Annotated in this window: 18 protein-coding genes; 10 read left to right on the top strand and 8 right to left on the bottom strand. The window is 53.5% G+C overall.

Annotated features, from left to right (window positions below; translation table 11 throughout):
- Positions 1-29: 29 nt before the first annotated feature.
- Complete coding sequence (gene secG, locus HOJ08_08760) at positions 30-380, bottom strand: preprotein translocase subunit SecG (protein ID MBT5673523.1); 351 nt, start codon at positions 378-380, stop codon at positions 30-32.
- A 148-nt stretch (positions 381-528) separates the two neighbouring features.
- Positions 529-1245, bottom strand: coding sequence for a triose-phosphate isomerase (locus HOJ08_08755; protein ID MBT5673522.1), 717 nt, complete (start codon positions 1243-1245; stop codon positions 529-531).
- A gap of 268 nt (positions 1246-1513) precedes the next feature.
- Here HOJ08_08755 and HOJ08_08750 point away from each other — a divergent pair, with 268 nt between their 5' ends.
- Positions 1514-3391 carry a hypothetical protein gene (locus HOJ08_08750; GenBank protein MBT5673521.1) on the top strand — a complete coding sequence of 626 codons (1878 nt, stop codon included), beginning with the start codon at positions 1514-1516 and terminating at the stop codon, positions 3389-3391.
- Between the two features lie 4 nt (positions 3392-3395).
- Positions 3396-4916, top strand: coding sequence for an anthranilate synthase component I (locus tag HOJ08_08745; GenBank protein MBT5673520.1), 1521 nt, complete (start codon positions 3396-3398; stop codon positions 4914-4916).
- An 18-nt stretch (positions 4917-4934) separates the two neighbouring features.
- Here the strand turns inward: HOJ08_08745 and HOJ08_08740 are convergent, their stop codons facing one another.
- A complete protein-coding gene (locus tag HOJ08_08740; GenBank protein MBT5673519.1) occupies positions 4935-6086 on the bottom strand; it encodes a divergent polysaccharide deacetylase family protein in 1152 nt (383 codons plus the stop codon).
- A 37-nt stretch (positions 6087-6123) separates the two neighbouring features.
- On the bottom strand, positions 6124-8457 hold the full coding sequence (locus tag HOJ08_08735) for a copper-translocating P-type ATPase (GenBank protein MBT5673518.1): 2334 nt from the start codon (positions 8455-8457) through the stop codon (positions 6124-6126).
- Between the two features lie 121 nt (positions 8458-8578).
- Between HOJ08_08735 and HOJ08_08730 the strand changes: the two genes are divergently transcribed.
- The 6 genes from HOJ08_08730 to lexA all read left to right on the top strand — a co-directional run bounded on the left by HOJ08_08730 (position 8579) and on the right by lexA (position 13593).
- On the top strand, positions 8579-9166 hold the full coding sequence (locus HOJ08_08730; GenBank protein ID MBT5673517.1) for an aminodeoxychorismate/anthranilate synthase component II: 588 nt from the start codon (positions 8579-8581) through the stop codon (positions 9164-9166).
- Positions 9163-10197, top strand: coding sequence for an anthranilate phosphoribosyltransferase (gene trpD, locus HOJ08_08725; protein ID MBT5673516.1), 1035 nt, complete (start codon positions 9163-9165; stop codon positions 10195-10197). Before HOJ08_08730 ends, trpD begins: the two co-directional genes overlap by 4 nt.
- Positions 10198-10208: 11 nt before the next feature.
- Positions 10209-11042, top strand: a complete 834-nt coding sequence (trpC, locus tag HOJ08_08720) for an indole-3-glycerol phosphate synthase TrpC (GenBank protein ID MBT5673515.1) — start codon at positions 10209-10211, stop codon at positions 11040-11042.
- A complete protein-coding gene (gene moaC, locus HOJ08_08715) occupies positions 11035-11520 on the top strand; it encodes a cyclic pyranopterin monophosphate synthase MoaC (GenBank protein ID MBT5673514.1) in 486 nt (161 codons plus the stop codon). The genes trpC and moaC overlap by 8 nt, the downstream gene beginning before the upstream one ends.
- A complete protein-coding gene (locus tag HOJ08_08710; protein MBT5673513.1) occupies positions 11417-12733 on the top strand; it encodes a molybdopterin molybdotransferase MoeA in 1317 nt (438 codons plus the stop codon). The genes moaC and HOJ08_08710 overlap by 104 nt, the downstream gene beginning before the upstream one ends.
- 134 nt (positions 12734-12867) lie before the next feature.
- The gene (lexA, locus tag HOJ08_08705; protein ID MBT5673512.1) at positions 12868-13593 is read left to right on the top strand and encodes a transcriptional repressor LexA; all 726 of its coding nucleotides are present in this window, start codon (positions 12868-12870) and stop codon (positions 13591-13593) included.
- 3 nt (positions 13594-13596) lie between these two features.
- Here the strand turns inward: lexA and HOJ08_08700 are convergent, their stop codons facing one another.
- Positions 13597-15831, bottom strand: coding sequence for a DUF4131 domain-containing protein (locus tag HOJ08_08700; protein MBT5673511.1), 2235 nt, complete (start codon positions 15829-15831; stop codon positions 13597-13599).
- 105 nt (positions 15832-15936) lie between these two features.
- Between HOJ08_08700 and HOJ08_08695 the strand changes: the two genes are divergently transcribed.
- Together HOJ08_08695 and gltA are read left to right on the top strand one after the other, a co-directional pair.
- Positions 15937-17352 (top strand): glutamate--tRNA ligase, encoded by a 1416-nt coding sequence (locus HOJ08_08695; protein MBT5673510.1) that lies wholly within the window; start codon positions 15937-15939, stop codon positions 17350-17352.
- A gap of 124 nt (positions 17353-17476) precedes the next feature.
- Entirely contained in the window at positions 17477-18838 is a 1362-nt protein-coding gene (gltA, locus tag HOJ08_08690; GenBank protein MBT5673509.1) for a citrate (Si)-synthase, read from the top strand.
- Positions 18839-18862: 24 nt separating this feature from the next.
- On the opposite strand, the gene lpxB is transcribed toward gltA, so the two are convergent.
- From lpxB to lpxA, 3 genes are read right to left on the bottom strand one after another with little or no spacing between them, the layout of a single operon-like run.
- Positions 18863-20083: a lipid-A-disaccharide synthase gene (gene lpxB, locus HOJ08_08685; protein ID MBT5673508.1), complete on the bottom strand. Its 1221-nt coding sequence runs from the start codon at positions 20081-20083 to the stop codon at positions 18863-18865.
- Positions 20080-20901 carry a UDP-2,3-diacylglucosamine diphosphatase LpxI gene (gene lpxI / locus HOJ08_08680; GenBank protein MBT5673507.1) on the bottom strand — a complete coding sequence of 274 codons (822 nt, stop codon included), beginning with the start codon at positions 20899-20901 and terminating at the stop codon, positions 20080-20082. The genes lpxB and lpxI overlap by 4 nt, the downstream gene beginning before the upstream one ends.
- Positions 20891-21706 (bottom strand): acyl-ACP--UDP-N-acetylglucosamine O-acyltransferase, encoded by an 816-nt coding sequence (lpxA, locus tag HOJ08_08675; protein ID MBT5673506.1) that lies wholly within the window; start codon positions 21704-21706, stop codon positions 20891-20893. Before lpxA ends, lpxI begins: the two co-directional genes overlap by 11 nt.
- Positions 21707-21709: the final 3 nt, after the last annotated feature.

Raw genomic sequence — 21709 nt, 5'->3', positions numbered from 1 at the left:
GCCCCTAAACCCTGCATCTGCAGTTTGCCCTAGCGCCCGAGAGGCGCGCCAGGCTTTGCAGGCACGACAGGGGCTCCGGGTTTTACAGGAGCACCGGGTTGCGCCAAGGGGCCTTGATCAAGAACCGAGCTCGGTTTGCGGCTGTGGCCCGACATAATGGCAAGGATCAAAGACGTTGCCATGAACGATGCAGCAAGGACCGCCGTTGCCCGGGTCAAAAGATTTGCCTGAGCACGGCTCGACATCATGCCGCCGCCAGCACCGCCGCCGCCCGATGAGCCACCAATGCCCAACGCACCGCCTTCAGAGCGCTGCAAAAGAATGCACACAACCATTGCAATGGCCAAAAACAGATGAATGGTAAGAATAATGGTTGTCATGGTGCCCCAATGGTTGCAAATGCCGAGCGAAACAGGGTCGAAATTCGGCCAGAACATACGGCTTTCGGATGATGATTAAAAGGTTAAATGCACAAAACCCGACATATGGCCCTAATCAAACACCTAAAATCAGGCTATTGGCCCTAAATTAGCTATTTATTGCCTCGGCAATGGCAATAAAATTCCCTGCATTCAGGCTGGCACCGCCCACCAACGCCCCATTCACATTGGCAACCGATAACAATTCTTGTGCATTTTCAGGCTTAACCGATCCCCCATAGAGCAGTCGCACCATTTTTTCTTGACCAATTTTTCCTTTTAATTCGCCACGAATATGGGCATGCGCCTCGACCACTTCGGCCACCGATGGCGTTCGCCCGGTACCGATGGCCCAAACCGGTTCATAGGCAATGACTGTGTTGGCAGCCATTGCACCTTTGGGCACAGAACCTGCTATTTGTTGACTAAGCACAGAAAGGGTGTCGCCTTGATCGCGTTCCGCCTCGGTTTCACCAATACAAATAACGGCAATTAACCCGGCATCCTGGGTGGCTTTTGCCTTGGCACAAACCACATCATCGCCCTCACCATGATCCGCTCGGCGTTCTGAATGACCGACAATAATATAACCGGCCCCGGCGTCTGCCAACATGCCAACCGAAAGGTCCCCCGTATGGGCGCCCGATGCATTGGCGTGACAATCCTGCGCACCGGCACCAATGGCGCTCCCTGAAACGGCACCTGCCACCAAAGACAATATGACGGCGGGGGGGCATAAAAGCAGGTCACACCCCAGCGTTTTCCCTTTGATTCCAGCGGCCACGGCGGATGCCAGCGCCACACCATCGGCCCCGCCAGCATTCATCTTCCAGTTTCCGGCAATTAACGGCCTGGGCCCGGTGTCAAATTCAGTTTCGGTCACGTGTTCTTCCCCTCATATAAGCAAACAGCGATAGGGAGGTTTATCATGCCCCTGTCGGCTCGAAAAGGCCTCCCCCACCTTAATAATTCCGGTGTTGCAGCCCCCATAAGCCGCTTCTATGATGCCGACCTTACATTCCAGCTATCCGACCACCCATCTGGTCCGGCTGGTGCGCTTTTGGTTTCAACGGCTTATCGGACATTGTTAAGACATGCTTCAGGCACTTCGTGAACGGGCCAGTTCTTGGGTCATTAAAATCCTGCTGGGCCTTTTGGTACTCAGCTTCGCCATTTGGGGAATCAACGACATCTTTCTGGGTGAACGTGATCCAGCGGTCGCAGAAATTGCTGATGTTAAAATTCCCAAATCCAGAGCAGAGGAAGCCATCCGGGAAGAGATCAACCGGCTTCGCCCTTTGTTCGGCCGCCAACTTGATCGGGATCAGTCATTTCGTCGGGGCATCAACATACAGGTTATTACCCGTCTTGTAGACGAGGCCGCAGTGAACCTTGGTGCAAATAAACTTGGCATTGTCGTGTCCGACCAAATGGCCAACCGCGCCATCCGAATGGACCGGACTTTTTACAACGGCCAAAATCAATTTGACCGAAGCATTTTTGCGCAAGCCCTGCGCCAAGCCAGTGTGTCAGAAGGACGCTACGTTTCTAACCTGAAGCAAGGCCTGGCAACTTCACAGCTTTCCCAGGCCATTGCCAGCAACATCCCCCTGCCCCGTGCCCTGCTTGCCCCCATGGTCCGGTTTCGGTCAGAGCGTCGCACTGCACAATCCATATTGGTCCCGTTGCCCAAAACAGACACCATCAAAACCCCCGCCAATGGGGAAATAAATGCGTTTTATAAAGCCCACCCCGCGCGGTTCACTGCACCGGAATACCGCGGTGCCAGCTTCATTCATCTTGACCCAAAAGTGCTGGCCAATGAAGTCCAGATTGCCCAAGCGCGCATTAAACAAAGTTACGATGAACGCATCGAAGAATTCACCACCCGCGCACGGCGCAAAATTAGCCAAATTGTTTTCACCACGGAAGCCGCTGCAAAAACCGCCGCCGCCAATATCCGCAAGCGTGGAAAATTTTCCAAATCTGCAAAGGAAAATGGCAAAACCATCAAAGCGATTGATCTTGGCTGGATTGAAAAGAAAGACCTTTTCAGTGAACTTGCAAACCCGGTTTTTGACTTAAGCAAAGGGGCTACCAGTGCGCCGATTAAAACAGCGCTTGGCTGGCATATTGTAAAGGTCGCGGACGTTCAAAAAGGTCACATCAAGCCACTTTCAGAAGTGCGCAAGGCCCTAAAAGCCGATTTGGCCACACGGGAAGCCATTGATGGTATTTTTGCCTTGGCCAACAAACTGGAAGATTCCCTGGCCGGTGGGGCCACCATCTCCGAAGCCGCATCACGGCTTAATGTTAAAGCACATAATATCAATGCCGTTGATTCCAGTGGCCTTGACCCCAATGGCACCCCCATTGCCGGCCTGCCTAAATCAGGTGATTTTCTGCGCATGGTTTTCCAAACCCAAAGCGGCGATGACAGCCCGTTGTCGGAAACCGAAGGGGGTGGGTTTTACATTCTTCATGTCGACAAGGTCATCTCACCCGCAATCAGCCCGCTTGAAAAAATTCGCAAGGACGTTATTGCTGCCTGGAAGTCCCAACAACGGGCCAAAATAGCAGAGGTACGGGCAAAAAAGATTCTTGATGCCCTTAAAAATGGCAAAAAACTAAAAGCCCTTGCCCGGGGCCAAAAGGCAAAGGTCACAACATCAAAACCATTCACCCGTCTGACCCACGATGCTGAAAGTGGATTGCCCAGCGCATTAATGGTGAAATTGTTTACCATCAAAAAAGGTGAACCTGCCATGGCCATGGCATCGAATGGATACGTGGTTGCTGTTCTTTCCGGTATTCGCAACCCGGATGCAAAAGAAAAAACAGAGACCGAAAACCGGACCCGTGATGAAATTCAAAGGGGCATCGCAACCGACCTGTTCGATCAGCTGGTGTCTGCCTTGAAACAACGCGTCACCATAAAAACCTACCCTGAACGTCTGCAAAACCGGCCCTGATCCCATGGATATGATGCCTGACTTTAGCGCTTTCAAAAGCACGTATGATGCCGGAAAAGCGCAAATGGTGTGGACGCGGCTGATCGCCGACATGGAAACCCCCGTATCAGCCTTTCTAAAGATTGCCCATGGAGAACCCATGAGTTTTCTTTTTGAATCGATAGAGGGTGGAGCGGCCAGGGGTCGTTATTCCTTTATCGGGTTAAAGCCCGATCTGATCTGGCGCTGTTTCCGTGATCGATGTGAAATCAACCGCTTCGCCCTTGAAGACCGCGAAGATTTCTTTCCCCTTGATGCCCCACCGCTGGAGTCTCTCAAGGGCCTGATCGACGAATGTGCCATGGACATCCCCGATTCTCTGCCGCCTATGGCAACGGGCTTGTTTGGCTATATGGGATACGACACCGTCCGCTTGATGGAACGCCTGCCCGACGATAACCCCGATGTTTTAGGGGTTCCCGATGGCATGTTTCTTCGCCCAACCATCATGGCTGTTTTTGATAACGTTGAAGATGTCATCACCCTGATCACGCCCGTCTGGCCCAATCAAGGTAATGCGAAAGCCGCCTTTGATGCAGCTGAATCCAGACTTTCAGAAATCCAGATAGCGCTCAATCGCGCCATTGATCCAGCAGTGCTCGAAAGCGCGCTTGATACGCCACTTGCTGATCCTGTACCTGTCTCCAATACCACCCAGGCGGGCTATCACCACATGGTCGAAACAGCGAAGGAATATATCCTTGCCGGTGATATCTTCCAGATGGTGCCCTCACAACGGTTTGCGGTGCCCTTTAATCTGCCGCCCTTTGCCTTGTATCGCACCTTGCGGCGGCTTAATCCTTCGCCATTCCTGTTCTTTCTGAATTTTGACGATTTTTCCGTCGTCGGCTCAAGCCCGGAAATTTTGGTGCGCCTGCGCGATGATACCGTCACCATTCGCCCCATTGCCGGCACCCGGCCCCGGGGTGCGGACCGCGCCGAAGATCTGGATTTGGAAAAAGACCTTCTGGCTGATCCCAAGGAAATATCAGAACACCTGATGTTGCTTGATCTTGGCCGCAACGATGTTGGCCGTGTTGCCAAAACCGGCACCGTGACGGTCACCGAACAGATGGTCATTGAGCGCTATTCCCATGTCATGCACATCGTTTCCAATGTAGAAGGTAAAATCAAGGACGGCTTGGACGGTCTGGATTCTTTAATTGCCGGTTTTCCCGCAGGGACGGTTTCCGGTGCCCCAAAGGTTCGCGCGATGGAAATCATTGATGAGCTGGAATGTTCAAGGCGCGGTATTTATGGAGGCTCCGTTGGATATTTTGCCGCCAATGGCGCCATGGACCATTGCATTGCACTGCGAACCGCTGTGGTGAAGGACGACGTTATGTATGTTCAGGCTGGCGGCGGCGTGGTTGCAGATTCAGACCCAGAAGCCGAATATCAGGAAAGCTGTAACAAGGCCCGCGCCCTGATCCGGGCAGCCGAAGAAGCCGTCAACACGGCACGCGACACAAAAAAATCCCGTTAAAAAAAACTGGAATGCTGATTACTTTTGGTTGGCACTTTTGCCAAGCTGGCGCTTGAGAAGAATCTTTGAAAGTGGCACCAGTTGAATGCCCCTAGCGCGCAATTCCGGGGCCCATTTTTCCAATGCTCGAAACGTTTCCCTGTGGGGATGGCCAATCGCAATTGCCGATCCTTCACGACGGGCCACGGCCTCCAGCAACCGAAGATTGCTCACCACATTCTCATAACCGGGGCTGTGTTCGTCATCCAGAAAGATATGACGCGACACAACCGGCAAATTAATTTTCGCAGCAACTTTTGCAGCGATGGTTTTGCCCGATGTGCGTGAATCAAGAAACATCAGTTCGCGTCGTTTCAGTTCATCCATCACCACCGAAATGGCACGGCGATCCGATGTGAATCGACTGCCCATGTGATTGTTCACGCCGATGTAACCGGTAAATTGTGACAATGCCCAATCAAGGCGCTTTCGAATTTCATCATCCCCAAGTCCGACCAACAGCGGGTTCGTCCCGGGGTTTTGAGTTTTGCTACTGGGTTCCATTGGAACATGAACCAATATTTCATGGCCCCGTTCACGCGCCACAGCCGTCAGATTACGAAGACTTTTGCCATAGGGAAGAAAAGAAAGCGTTACCGCATTGGGCAACGCAATGGCCTGTTCGGTCCGTTTTCCGTTCAGACCCAAATCATCAATAACCACAGCAACCAGGGGCAGGCCCTGAATAACATGAAACTTGGCGGCATACCGCTGCCATGCAGGTTTTGGCTTTGGACGAACAAATGCCTTTGCCAACGGCTTAAGGCGGACTACGCCTTCTTCATCTTCGGGCAACGGCAACGGCGGCGGTCCTTCTATGCCCGGGCCAATTTTCACACGTGGGTAATTGCGCCTGAGCCGACGCATTTCATCTGCATCATGTTGGCGTTTTGGGGTCAATATTGTTGGTTCAGCAGTAGCGACAGATTCTTTTTTTCCAAGATTAAATTTGTAAGAAAGGGCAATGCCCCCGGCTATCCCAATGATCAGGGTCAAAACACCAATGGCTGCGTATATAAAAACACGCGGGCCCGCCCACCAAGGGGTTTCCTCTTCGGTCTCTTCGCCCGATTCAACCTCATCGGATTCCAGGTCATCATCTGGTGGGTTTTGTTTGGGTGGTATGGCCACGTGAACCTGTTCCTTATTAAAAAAGTGTTCTTAAACCCTAAAGCTTTACTTTGCCAAGACGAAGGGCATTGGCAATCACAGAAACTGAACTGAGGCTCATTGCCGCACCCGCAATCATTGGGGATAACACAAGCCCGAAAAACGGGAAGAGCACCCCTGCCGCTACTGGAATGCCCAGCGTGTTATAGGCAAATGCAAAAAACAAATTTTGGCGAATGTTTCCCATGGTGGCGCGCGACAACCGCCTTGCCCGAACAATGCCCCGCAAATCACCCTTTACCAATGTCACCCCCGCACTTTCCATAGCAACATCCGTGCCTGTGCCCATGGCGATGCCAACATGGGCTTGGGCCAGCGCTGGCGCATCATTGACACCATCACCGGCCATGGCAACGGTTCGCCCGTCATTTTGAAGTGATTGGATGATGGCACCCTTTTCTTCCGGCAACACATCGGCATGAAAAACTTTTATTCCCAATGTGTCCGCAACCGCTTTAGCCGTGCCCGGGTTGTCTCCGGTCAGCATGACCACGGCCACACCATCTTTCATCAAAAGCGATAATGCCTCCTGCGTGGTTGCCTTGATCGGATCATTCACAGCCAAAAAACCAGCCATTTCATTGCCCGATGCCGCAAACATCACCGTGTTGCCCTCAATTTGTAGCGCACTGGCTTGATCTACTATTTCGTCACTGACCAAAACCCCGATCTCAGCCATCAAGGCAACATTACCAAAGCCGACCTGAACACCGTCCACCGTTCCGATCACGCCTTTGCCAATCACGGCTTTAAAGTCGCTCACGGGGCTTAAAGAAAGGTCTTTGGCCATGGCACCTGCAACGATGGCTTCGGCCAATGGGTGTTCGCTGGCGCGTTCTAATGATGCCACTTGGGTCAGCAACGCGTTCTGATCCGCCCCATGAACAGCTTCAACCATCACCAATTTTGGCTTGCCTTCGGTCAGGGTCCCGGTCTTGTCCACCACCAGGGTGTCCACACGTTCCATAATTTCCAACGCTTCGGCATCACGAAACAAAACCCCGGCCTGTGCCCCGCGCCCGGTGCCCACCATGATGGACATCGGGGTCGCAAGACCCAATGCACAGGGACAGGCGATAATTAACACTGCCACCGCATTCACAACCCCAAAGGCAAGCGCGGGCGGCGGCCCAAACACAGCCCAAACAATAAAGGTGATCACTGCAATTCCCAAAACCACCGGCACAAACCAACCGGCGACCACATCGGCCAAACGCTGGATCGGTGCGCGGGAACGCTGGGCATTGGCAACCATTTCCACGATCCGTGCCAACAAGGTATCGGCGCCGACTTTTTCGGCCCGCATGATAAAGCCGCCATTGCCGTTCAGGGTTGCTCCCGTCACCCGGTCACCCGATGATTTTTCCACCGGTATTGGCTCGCCAGTCATCATGGATTCGTCTACGGCGCTGGCCCCTTCCATGATGATCCCATCAACGGGAATTTTTTCTCCCGGGCGCACCCGCAAATGATCCCCGATGGTCACCATCTCTAAGGGAATATCTTTTTCGCTGCCATCGTCACCAATGATCCGGGCCGTCCCCGGTGCCATGTCCAAAAGTGCACTTATGGCCTGGGATGTTCTCGCCCGTGCCTTTAATTCCAGCACTTGCCCCAGCAAAACCAATGTGACAATGACCGCAGCTGCTTCAAAATAAACATCAACGCCGCCACCATGGCCCCGGAAAGAAACAGGGAAAATTTCCGGTGCAATCACGGCAACGGTTGAAAAGGTGAAGGCAACCCCTGTGCCCATCGCAACCAGCGTGAACATGTTGAGATGACGCGTCACAATGGAATTCCAGCCGCGCACAAAAAAGGGCGCACCCCCCCATAATAAAACCGGGCTCGCCAATGCAAACTGGGCCCAACGGTCAATGTTCGGTGACATCAATCCGTCTTTGGGCCACCCCGGCATCATCTCTCCCATCGCAAGAATCAAAAGCGGTAGCGTAAAAGCAACCGATCCCCAGAATCGCCGGGTCATATCCACCTGTTCCGCAGATGGGCCATCGTCTACAGCACCGACAACCGCTTCCAGTGCCATCCCACATTTGGGACAATCGCCCGGTTCATCCTCAATCACATCTGGATGCATAGGACAGGTATAGACCGTCTTCCCAGACGCTACCGGTGAGGCCAGTTCCAAGGCCATCCCGCAATGGGGACAAGCCCCGGGTTTGGCGGAAGAAACAGAGGGACACATGGGGCAGATATAAGCCCCTGATTCAGAGAACCCAGCCCCCCCACCTGCATCTTCATGGCAGCTGGATTCTGTATCAGGCGGCGTTTCGTGATTGCAACAATCGTTCATAAGGCTCTCTAATGACATCCCGTGGTAATTGGTCAAGATACAATCTTGAACGGCCTTGCTTTCTTCAAACCAATCAAGCTGCTATAAAAAGAAAACATGGCCTCTAAATAACATTAGACAATAAAGATAACATTTTGAAATGCATCTATTAATAGATAATTACGATAGCTTTACCTACAATCTGGTCCACTATCTGGGCGAGCTTGGGGCTGAGATCATTGTGCGCCGCAATGATGCGATTTCGGTCGATGAAGCCATTGCGCAAGGCAAAGAGGGAATCATCATCTCACCGGGCCCATGTGATCCGGGCCGCGCAGGCATTTGTCTTGATCTTATCAAATCCGGGGCCGGCAAAGTACCTATGTTCGGGGTTTGTCTTGGCTACCAATGCATCGCCCAAGCCTTCGGCGGCGTTGTCAAACGTGCAGACACCCCCATGCATGGCAAGGTCACCCCGATCACCCATACCGCTTGTGGCGTTTTCGAAGGCCTTCCCTCGCCCTTCAATGCCACGCGCTATCATTCCCTGATTGTCGAACGTGAAACCCTGCCTGATTGTCTTGAAATCACCGCAGAATCCGAAGACGGCATTATCATGGGGCTTCAGCACAAGGAATTGCCCATCCATGGGGTGCAGTTTCATCCAGAAAGCATCGCATCAGAACATGGACACGCGTTGCTGAAAAACTTTCTCACGATGACAAAAAAGGGAGGGATAGCGGCATGAATGCTGAGACAACAAACCCTGCATTCAAGGGGTTCATTGCACAGGTCGCCGATGGTGGAAAACTAACCCGGGCGCAATCAGAAGAAGCCTTTGAAATCATCATGTCGGGCGAGGCAACGCCGTCACAGATGGGCGCCTTTTTAATGGCGTTGCGGGTACGTGGCGAAACCATTGATGAGATCACCGGGGCGGCAACCGTCATGCGCGCCAAGGCATTGGCAATCAAAGCACCCGATGATGCCATCGACACCTGCGGCACAGGCGGGGACGCCAGCGGCACCTATAATATTTCAACCGGTGCGGCCATGGTTGTTGCAGCCGCAGGCGTGCCTGTCGCCAAGCACGGCAACCGTGCGCTCAGTTCCAAATCCGGTTCTGCCGATGTGTTGGCTGCCCTTGGGGTGAACATTGACTGTGATATGGCTTTGGTTGAAGAAGCAATTTCCACCATCAACGTCGGCTTCCTGATGGCACCGCGCCACCATGCTGCCATGCGTCATGTCGGGCCAACGCGGGTCGAGCTGGGCACACGAACCATCTTTAATTTGCTGGGCCCACTGTCCAACCCTGCGGGCACCAAACGTCAATTAATTGGTGTGTTCCAACGCCAATGGACGGAACCCATGGCAACGGTTCTTGGCCAATTGGGAACAGAGCGTGCATGGGTCGTTCATGGGTCTGATGGGTTGGATGAAATCACCACCACCGGGGCCACATATGTTTCCGAAATCAAAGACGGCCATGTTACAAATTTTGAAATTACCCCCGAAGATGCGGGCCTTGACCGGGCAGACCCGGCAGACCTGAAAGGCGGTGATGCTAAGACCAACGCAAAGGCCATCACGGATATATATAGCGGTGAAAAAAATGCCTATCGCGACATCGTTGTTTTAAATGCCGGGGCCGCACTGGTGGTTGCCAACAAGGCCCCGGATTTAAAAGCGGGCGTTGCCATGGCATCTGATCTGATTGATCAAGGCAAGGCAGCCGAGACCCTGGCCCAACTTGTTGCCATTTCCAACCGCGGATAAGGATCAGCTTCGTGTCGGATATCCTTGCTAAAATTTGCGAAGAAAAGCGCCGCGAGGTTTCATCACGGGCTGGCACCATTCAGGCCTCCGTTCTGGCCGATGCGGCGAAGGCTGCCCCACCCGTCCGGGGCTTTAAGAACGCCCTGGCAGAACGCGCCAATGCGGGCAAATATGGCTTGATCGCAGAGATAAAAAAAGCCAGCCCATCGGCAGGGCTTATCAGGGAAGATTTTGATCCAGCCACTTTGGCAAAGGCATACGAAGACGGCGGGGCCACCTGTCTTTCGGTGCTGACCGACACGCCGTATTTTCAAGGGCGCGATGATTACCTGATTGCCGCGCGCAACGCCTGTTCATTGCCGGTTTTGCGCAAGGATTTCATGATTGACCCCTATCAGGTTACCGAAGCACGGGCCATTGGTGCCGATTGTATCTTGCTGATTATGGCTGTGCTTGATGATGGTTTGGCCCGTGAAATGGCCGATGCCGCAGCCAGTTTTGATATGGATGTTCTGGTCGAAGTTCATGATGAAGCAGAACTGGAACGCGCAGCCCTGCTGGGCACCGGATTGATCGGCATTAACAACCGCAATTTGCGCACGCTTAAAACGGATATTGCGGTGACGGAACAGCTGGCCCCGCTGGCCCCCAAAGATGCGATTTTGGTATCTGAAAGCGGTATCCGGACTGCGGATGATCTATCGCGCATGGCAGCCGCTTGTGCCGGTGGCCCCAGATGTTTTCTGGTCGGTGAATCCCTGATGCGCCAAGTTGACGTAACCCAAGCCACCCGCGAATTGCTTTCACAAAAATCTTCGCTGCAAAAGGATTCTGATCATGGCTGATTTCACCCATTTGGATGAAAAGGGCAACGCCCGTATGGTCGATGTTGGCGCAAAAGAAATCACCGAACGCACCGCCACGGCAAAGGGCCGGATTGAGGTTTCGCCTGAGACCCTTGTTAAAATTCGCGATGGCGTGGTTGCCAAAGGCGATGTGCTTTCCGTCGCACGGCTCGCCGGGATTATGGGTGCCAAAAAAACCCCGGACCTGATTCCGCTCTGCCATCCTTTGGCGCTGACATCCATCCTTGTGGATTTAGAAGTGGGCGATGAAGGCGACAATGCCATTTTGATCACCGCCACCTGCAAACTAAGCGGCAAAACCGGGGTCGAGATGGAGGCACTTACCGCCGTGTCCATCGCAGCACTTACGGTCTATGACATGTGCAAGGCGGCGGACCGCACCATGCGCATCACCAACATTCATTTGGTGCATAAAGACGGTGGAAAATCCGGCGCCTTCACGGCACCCGGAGCATAACGTGGCTGATCTTATTTCCGTAGAACAGGCCCGAACCAAAATCATCGATGCGTTCAAGCCGCTGGCATGTGAAACCGTGGCTTTAAACGATGCCCATGGACGCGTGCTTGGTGAAACCATTGCCGCCAGACGCACGCAACCCCCGGTCGCCGTCTCAGCCATGGATGGCTATGCCGTGCGCGCCTGCGATGTCGCCACCACCCCCATATCGCTGAGCGTGATTGGCGAAGCCCCGGCAGGCGGTGCCTTTGACGGATTGGTTGGGCCCGGTCAGGCGGTGCGCATCTTTACCGGCGGGCCAGTGCCCAAAGGGGCCGATGCCATTGTGTTGCAAGAAGACACCGACATGGGCCCTGAAACCGTAGAGATCAAAGAAGCTCCCCCTTTGGGTCAGCACATCCGATGCGCCGGGATCGATTTTTCTGAAGGCGACGAACTAATCAATGCGGGCACGTATTTGACCGCGCGTCATATTGGTCTGGCCGCCGCCATGAATTATCCAGACCTACCCGTCACCCGCAAACCGGTGATCGCCCTTCTGGCAACGGGGGATGAAATTGTGCGCCCCGGTGACCCCATTGGCCCCAACCAGATCGTCAGTTCCAATGGCCCAGCGCTTTCCGCCCTGATCAAGGCCCAGGGTGGTGAACCCAAAGACCTTGGCATTGCGCGAGACACCGAAGATTCTATCCGTACCCTGATCAAGGGGGCCGTCGGCACAGATCTTTTGATCACCATGGGCGGGGTTTCTGTTGGGGATAAGGATTTGGTGCGAAAAGTCCTCAGCGAAGAAGGCATGGAAATAAATTTTTGGCGCATTGCCATGAAACCGGGCAAACCCTTGATGTTTGGCCAGTTGGGGGATGTGCCCGTGTTGGGCTTGCCCGGCAATCCGGTATCTTCGCTTGTGTGTGCCATTTTATATTTAAAGCCAGCCATTGACCACATGCTGGGCAGGCCCAAATCTGCCATGCAGATGACCCGGGCCATTTTAGGGGCTGATTTAGCGGCCAATAATTTTCGGGAAGATTTTATGCGGGCATCCCTTGATCTCGATGTTGATGGCAATGCGTGCGCAAGCCCCTTTAATCTTCAGGATTCGTCCCAAATGGCGACCTTGGCCCGGGCTGGGTGCCTGATCCACCGCCCGGCCAACGCACCCCCGGCAAAGGCCGGCGATGCGGTCAATGTCATTGCTCTATCTGGAAGTTGACCCAATTCGGTCTTGACGTCTAAAAAGAACTAAACTAGAACATGTGTTGATGTTTTTGTTTTGTTCTATATCTTGTGGTTTCATAAAACTGGCCCCCACAGGCTGGAAAAAATGGGCCCCGGAAATGAGGCGTGATGCTTACCAAAAAACAACATGAACTTCTGATTTTCATTAATGCCCGGCTTCAACAAACCGGCATTTGCCCCTCTTTCGATGAAATGAAAGACGCGCTGGCGCTTAAATCAAAATCTGGTATCCACCGGTTGATTTCCGGGCTTGAGGAACGCGGTTTTATCCGTCGTCTCGCCCATCGTGCCCGGGCACTGGAAATTCTTCGCCTGCCCGAAGGTGCGGCCATGGGCAGTGCCACAGATGGCAATGATGATGGTGATAATGATCAGGATTTCGACCCCAATGTCATCAAGGGCAATTTCAAAAGCAATCCAAAACCAGCAAACCGGCTAGACGGTGGTGAAACGGTTGAACTGCCCCTGCACGGGCGCATTGCCGCTGGCACCCCCATAGAAGCCCTGCGCGACCCCACCAATTCTATTGGTGTGCCCGCAGACATGGTTGGCAGAGGCGATCATTACGCGTTGGAGGTTGAAGGCGATTCCATGATTGAAGCGGGCATCCTGGATGGCGACATCGCCGTGATCCGGCAATCAGACACGGCCAATAACGGTGCCATCGTGGTGGCATTGGTCGAAGGGCACGAAGTCACCCTGAAAAGGCTGCGCCGCAAGGGGCCATCCATTGCTCTGGAGCCCGCCAATGCCGCGTATGAAACCCGCATCTTCGGCCCCGATCAGGTCGCTGTACAAGGCACCCTCGTCGGCATTATCCGCACATATCACTAAAGCTTATTTTTTCGGGGCTTTCCGGGTGCGCCTTTTGGGTTTCTGCACCCATGGCCGCGCGCCCCGCATGGCTGCCACAGTTTCTACCCGCACCATCCCTGCTTCATCGATCCAAATGGCATGCGCGCCTTCGCGCCACAAATCAAACCGGTCAATCACGCGCACCGGACCCCTGCATTTTGTCCGGCCAAGCGGCTGCAAGGACACCACCACATCAGAACGGGGGCAATCCTCACTGGCCGCAGCGGGACTGTAAATCAAGCTGATCTCTCGGCCTCGGACCTGAAAGACACAGCCAAGGGCATCACATTTAAGGGCACGCACGGTATCGGTGCGCTGATGATTATGGCGTTTATTTTTTCCACGTTTGTTTTTGGGGCGTGTTTTTGCAAGGGCAAGACGTTCACCATTGCCTGATCGGCGCAGCCAGATTTCACGCTGGAATTTTGATCCTTTTTCGCCCCCGAACAACAATTCACCCGAACCATCATAAACAGCAAAGCTTTTGCCATTGCCCGCCACCAAAACATCTGGCGGCTGGTAAACCGCCAAAGACACCATGCCCACAAGGATCACGACAGGGCCTGCCAATCGCCATCGGCCGCGCCACAAACACAGCCACAACCCGCCAATCGCCACCGATGCAATCCCCCAAGGTGGCATGGCGGATACCCAGATGGATGCCCCGGGACGGGTTGATACAAAACGGGCAATGGCCAGCACCCCATCAACCCCCCACCCCATGGGGACCAATGCCAAATGCTCTAGCCCAAAGGGGGTTAAAATATAGGCCACAACGGCCCAGGGCATTATCCAGAATGCCGTCACCGGCACCGCACCCAGATTGGCGATCAAGCCAAAACTGGCAAACCGGTTAAAGTGATAGAGCGCAAAAGGTGCCGTTGCCATGCCAGCGACCAGTGTTGTCAGCAACACCCCCGCCCCATAGATCATGATGCGCCGCGAAATTCCACCATGGCCCCGTAAAATTACCAACGGGTGGCGCGCGCTCTCGTACACCGCAATCAAGGCGACAACGGCAGCAAACGACATTTGAAAGCTGGGTCCCATAAGGCTATCGGGGGCAACCGCAAGAACGACCACCGCCGCCCATGCCACAAGGCGCATGGAAATGGCCGCCCGATCCACCATCACCGCCGTCAGAACCAGCCCGGTCATTAAAAATGCCCGCTGGGTGGGCACCGTTGCACCGGTCAGAAGCAAATACGCCCCTGCCCCCAAAAGTGCCGCCCCTGCCGCCCATTTTTTGATCGGGTGGTTTAGGGCCGCACCGGGGATAAGAACCAACAAAGCCCGCAGGCTGAAAAAAAGGATGCCCGTCACAAGACCGATATGCAGGCCTGAAATTGCTAACAAATGTGCCAATCCGGCCGCACGCATATATTCCATGGCGGGTGGCGGGATATTGCCTCTTTCCCCGGTCATTAAGGCCGCCGCAATGCCACCCGATGCCCCGGGAAGGACCTTGGTAATTTTTTCAAAAAGGTGCCGGCGCAGACCAGCAATAAAATGTCCAAACCCTTTCGCCACTTTGCCATAAACACCGTCGGTTTCACTGGCAGCGACAGTGATCCGGGTGGGCTTTGAAACCGCAAACCCAACACCCCCCAATCCCCGGAACCATGCCAATCGTGCAAAATCAAACGCGCCCGGTGCAGCGGGGCCAGGGGGCGGCGACATCATGGCCCTGATCCGCACGCGGTCGCCTTGGGCTAGGTTCAGGTTCCATTTCCCCCGAAGGCGCAGGCGCACCCGTTTTGGGGTTGCCGCTGGCGAAAGCCGGTCAATGACCAATTGATCGAGCGTCATGCGCGCACCCTTGAGCCCCGGTTCAAGGGCCATCACGCGCCCCACCACAAAAACGGGACCAATGCGTTTTGCAAGGACTGGCGCCGATGCCCACAGGCTATGCCCCTTGGCCAGAGACAAACCGGTGGCAAGAAGGGTAAACACCATGGAAAAGATCGCCAAAAAGCCAAACCAACGGCTTTTTTCCCAAAACCGGCGTCCAAGCGCCATACCGACAAGCCCAAGCCCCACAGCCACCAGACCCGGGATAAGGGGTGGTTCAAAGGGGAGCAGGAAATAGACGGCAACCCCAAACCCCAGCCCCACGGGGAACCACAGGAGCCAACGGTCGGCCTCCTGCACGAAGGCATTGTTCAAGGCCTGAAAGAGTGGCCTTGCCCTTAAAAATTCAGTAAAACGCTGTGCCATAGGGGGCCAGAACTCCGACGGGCAAACTTCCTAAATGAATCACGCCAAGGAATGTGCTAAACCCGGGCACCGAATAAGAGATTAACAAGGCTAAGCCATCGCGTCATGACTGAAACAACAAATATCGTTACCCGTTTTGCCCCCAGCCCAACCGGATTCCTTCATATCGGAGGGGTTCGTACGGCATTGTTCAATTGGCTGTTTGCACGCCACCATCAGGGCCGCTATCTGCTGCGCATCGAAGATACCGACCGCAAGCGTTCCACCGAAGAAGCCATTGGTGCCATTTTGGATGGGCTTGAATGGATGGGCCTATCAGGCGATGAAGAACCCTTTTTCCAATCCCAACATGCCACGCGCCATAGTGAGGTTGCCAAAAGCCTTCTGGAGGCGGGCAAGGCTTATAATTGCTATGCAACGCCAGAAGAGCTTTCTGAAATGCGTGAAACTGCAAAAGCTGAGGGTCGTTCCATGCGCTACGACGGGCGCTGGCGGGATCGCGATCCAGCGGATGCGCCTTCGGGGGTTGATCCCGTGGTCCGCCTTCGGGCACCCCAGGACGGCGAAACCATCATTGCCGATCTGGTTCAAGGGGACGTTCGGGTTGCCAATGGGGAACTGGACGATATGGTCCTGCTGCGGTCTGATGGCACGCCCACCTATATGCTGTCTGTGGTGGTTGATGACCATGATATGGGCATCACCCATGTCATTCGGGGCGATGATCACCTGACCAACAGTTTTCGCCAAGCGCAGCTTTATCAATTGATGGGTTGGAAAATCCCCGAATTTGGGCATATGCCCCTGCTCCACGGTGCCGATGGTGCCAAACTATCAAAACGTCATGGTGCCCTTGGGGTAGAGGCTTACCGGGACATGGGGTTCCTGAACGAGGCCATGTTTAACTACCTGTTGCGCCTTGGCTGGGGCCATGGTGACGATGAGATTATATCCCGCGAAGAAGCCATCGAGTGGTTCACCCTTGAAGGCGTTGGCAAAAGCCCCGCGCGGTTTGATATGGAAAAGCTGACCAGCCTGAATGCCCATTATATTCGCGAAGCCGATGATGGGCGTTTGGTCGACCTGATCTGCCCGTTGATTTCCGACATTACCGAAACATCCATTGATGACTTGGGCCGTGCCAGATTGATGCATGGACTGGTCGGCCTGAAACCCAGAGCCACCACCCTGCCCGAATTGGCCGAAAAGGCATCTTTTTATGTCGCACCCCGTCCATTAAAAATGACCAAAAAAGCCGCCAAACAGATCAATGCGGACGCCATTGGCCGGCTTGAAGCACTCATAAAAACCCTGGAAGGTCTGGATGACTGGAAAATGGATGTTCTGGAAGAAGCCATTCGCGGCTTTGTTGAGGCAACAGATATCCAGCTGGGCAACATTGCCCAACCCCTGCGGGCCGCCACAACCGGGCGCACAGATTCACCCGGATTATTCGAGGTTTTAGAGGTTTTGGGGCGCGAAGAGACACTTTTGCGCATCCAGGACGTCACTGATTCCTGATGATTGGCAAAATGGGGCCGAAACACTGTCTTTGACAATTCGGCCCTGCTCAATTGATAATTAACCAAGTGCACTATATGCTGGCCGCCGATTGAGCAAAAACAGTAAGTAAAACCGGGGAAAAATGAAAATGGCGAAACCTACGGGTTCCAAAACCAAGAAAAAAGCCAAAAAGGCACCTGCATCGAAGGGGAAGCGCGAAACCGTCACCCTGACCGATAACACCAATGGCAATACGACAGAGTTGCCATTGCTGAAAGGCAAGATTGGCCCCAAAGTTATCGACATTCGCCCGCTCTATGCGAATACCGGGTATTTCACCTATGACCCGGGCTTTACCGCAACGGGTTCCACGGAATCAGCCATTACCTATATTGATGGCGACAAGGGTGTCTTGCTTCATCGTGGGTATTCTATTGAAGATCTCGCTGAAAAAAGCGACTTCATGGAAGTTTGCTATCTTCTTTTGAATGGTGAACTGCCATCGAGGCCTGAGAAAAAAGATTTTGAACACACCATCACCATGCACACCATGGTCCATGAACAGCTCAACTATTTTTTCCGGGGTTTCCGACGCGATGCCCATCCCATGGCCATCATGTGCGGTGTTGTGGGGGCGCTTTCCGCTTTCTATCATGATTCCACAGATATCAACGATCCCCACCAGCGCATGGTGGCGTCCTATCGTTTGATCGCAAAAATGCCGACCATTGCGGCGATGGCCTATAAATTTTCCATCGGCCAACCCTTTATGTATCCGCGCAATGATCTGAAATATGCCGAAAACTTTCTCTATATGATGTTTGGTGTTCCGTGTGAAGAATACGTCACCAATCCGGTTCTGGCCGATGCCATGGACCGCATTTTCATTCTTCATGCCGATCATGAACAGAATGCATCAACATCCACTGTGCGTCTTGCCGGGTCCACCGGGGCCAACCCGTTTGCCTGTATTGCAGCAGGCATCGCATCTCTTTGGGGGCCAGCACATGGCGGTGCCAATGAAGCGGTTCTGAAAATGCTGGGTGAAATTGGCAGCACGAAAAACATCAAGCCGTATTTGGCAAAGGTCAAAGACAAATCTGATCCCACCATGTTGATGGGCTTTGGGCACCGGGTTTATAAAAATTATGACCCACGGGCCATGGTGCTTCAAAAATCCTGTCACAAGGTTCTTCGTGAACTGAAGATCAAGGATGAACCCTTGCTCGATCTTGCGATGGAGCTGGAACAGATCGCGCTGAACGATTCCTATTTCGTTGATCGCAAACTGTACCCCAACGTCGATTTTTATTCAGGCATCATTTTGAAAGCCATGGGCTTTCCGGTTTCCATGTTTACGGTTCTGTTTGCCGTCGCCCGGACCGTTGGCTGGATCGCACAATGGGGTGAACTGATCGAAGACCCGGTTCAAAAAATCGGTCGTCCCCGCCAGCTCTATACAGGCAAAGGACGGCGCAAGTTCGTTCCGATTTCAAAGCGATAAGATTGAGCGCGCCCTACAAGCTATTTAGAGGGCGTTCTTTTTTTCCAGAATTTTGAGGATGACTCCGGCTGCGGTTTCACTGGATGGTGCCAGATGGCGGCCCAGTTTATCGCCAACCTCGGCCAGCGCATCACGTTGGGCACGAAGCGCATCCGCGTCACAAAGCAAATCCCCCAATGCCTTGGCTATTTTTGGTCCCGTGCAGTTTTCCTGAATAAATTCAGGCGATACTTCGCGACCCAAAACCATGTTCACAATGGAAACATACTTCACCTTTGTCATCATGCGGATGAGCAGGGCCGATAGAGGGGCCACCCGATAGGCAATCACCATGGGAACACCCGCCATGGCCAATTCACTGGTCACCGTTCCCGATGCCGCAAGTGCCACATTTGATGCTGCAAAGACATCGCGTTTCGCATTGATGGTTTCGGTCACGATAACGGGAACCGGCCAATCAGAAACGGCTGCTTTTACCTCATCTGCAACGGTCCCAACCGTTGGCACCACAACAGCCAGATCGGGGACACGGCGCTTGATGATATCGACGGCCTGTTTGAAAATGGGCAGCAAAGACCGCACTTCTGAAAGGCGGCTGCCGGGGAGGACGGATAGCACCAATTGATCACGGCCAAGCCCGTGCTTTTTTCGAAACCCAGGCCCATCACCTTGATCCAAATTCATTTCCACCACCGGGTTCCCAACAAAGGTACAATCAAGCCCCCATTTTTCAAAATATGGGGCCTCGAATGGCAAAATTGTCAGCAAGTGTTCCAGAAACCCAGAGATCATTTTCGCGCGTTTTGGCCGCCACGCCCAAACCGTTGGAGCCACATAATGCACATGCAGAATATTGGTGCGGGAAAGCTTGTTTCCCAAACGAAAGGAAAATTCTGGCGAATCGATTGTGATAACAACATCGGGCTTCAAGGCCTTGATCCGCTCTGCGCTTTGATTAATACGGCGCAAAACGTTTGGAATATGGGGAATGATTTCAAAAATGCCCGCAATTGCAATTTCTTCCATTGGGAAAAAACTATCGAACCCCTTATCCCCACCGGCTGCTATCATTTCCCCACCCCCAACACCAGAAAATCGGACCCGACCATCAAGTCGGTCCGCCAGGGCTTTCATCAGCAACCCCGCCATGTGATCGCCAGAATGCTCGCCCGCAACCAGACACACATGGGGGAAATCATCGGCCACACCACAATCGGGGTCGATTCCCGGGGTGGCTTCGGTCATTTTTCGAAACTCAGGGCAACGATGAATAAACCTGCATCATCGGCCACGGATCGGGTTTCATCACGATCAAGAATGAATGTGGAACCCGCTTCGACAGCGATGCCGCTAAGCCCTGCCTCTATGGCTGCCTTGATGGTCCCAAGCCCGATGGTTGGCAAATCAACCCGGCGTTCTTGGCCCGGTTTTTTGACCTTCACCAAAACGCCCCCCGGTCCTTCGCGATGGAGTGATGCCGTGCGCGAAATCAAGGCATCGGTCCCTTCGGCTGCTTCTACACCCAATATAAATCCTTGCTGCACGACAACGGCCTGGCCGATATCAAGGCCACCGATTGCGCGCGCAACGTCAAGGCCCCGCGCGATATCTTTATCGCCCTCAGCATCTGGGCGATGTTTGCCAAACACACCTTCTGGGGCCAGCACCCCTTCTAAAAGGTCATCCGCACCAATCACCCGAAGGCCCTCACCTTCAAGTTCACGCACCAATATGGAAAGCAAGCGATCATCACCAAGGGCCGCCATACCGGCTTTGGCCAGAAGTTTTGTCGCGCGCCCATCAAGGCCAAGGCCCATAAGGGATGGTCGGGTAACACCACCAGCAAAAACGACATCTTCAACATTTGCAGCCTTTAAGGCATCAATGGCACTACCGATTGCGCCAATTTTAACCCAGGCATGTTCAACATTATCGGTGAAATTTGGGTCTGTTTGTCCTTCAAGGCCCAGCACAAAAGCGGGCCGTCCTTCGGCGCGGATGGCGTCAAGAATCAAGACGGGTAATACGCCCCGTCCCGCGATAATGCCGGTTTTAGGCAGCACGTTTTGTTTGCGGTTGGCAAACCGCACGAGAAGAATCGGCCTGAATGAAGTGAACAATTTCCATTACAGCGGCATGATCTTTAAACATTTCTGAAACGTCTGTCAGGCGTTCTGTCATATTCCCCTCTTCGGCAAACATAAGGCGGTAAGCGGCGCGCAATGCATGAATGTCTTCCCGTGAAAAGCCCCGGCGCTTGAGCCCGACAAGATTAAGGCCACTTAAAAATGCGCGATTGCCAAGGACAGAGCCATAGGGGATGACATCATTTTCAACCCCCGAAAGACCCCCAACCATGGCATGGTGACCAATGCGCACAAACTGGTGAACCCCACAAATACCGCCAAGAACAGCGAAATCACCAATGCTGACATGCCCGCCCAGGGTGGCATTGTTTGCCATAATGACATGATTGCCCACTTGGCAATCATGGGCGATATGTGCACCCACCATAATCAGACATTTATCACCGACCCGCGTTTCCAACCCCCCACCCTCGGTTCCGGGATGAATGGTTACATGTTCACGAATAACCGTTTCCGACCCAATCACAGTGCTGGATTTTTCGCCATGAAATTTCAAATCCTGAGGCGGTGCGCCAACCACACAAAATGGAAATAATTCGCTTTTGGCCCCAATGGAAGTATCGCCTTCAACCACCACATGGGACCTCAACACGACCCCATCACCAAGATGAACCCCGGCACCAACGGTACAATAAGGCCCAATTTTAACATTGCTACCCACTTTTGCAGCGGGATCAATGATTGCCGTTGGATGAATTTGCGTATTTTTAATTTCTGTCATGGG

It is taken from the genome of Rhodospirillales bacterium (assembly GCA_018666775.1).
In the GTDB taxonomy this organism is placed as follows: Bacteria; Pseudomonadota; Alphaproteobacteria; order SMXQ01; family SMXQ01; genus JABIXC01.
Note: the sequence above shows the minus strand (reverse complement) of the source record. Positions and strands in the feature narration are given on the sequence as shown.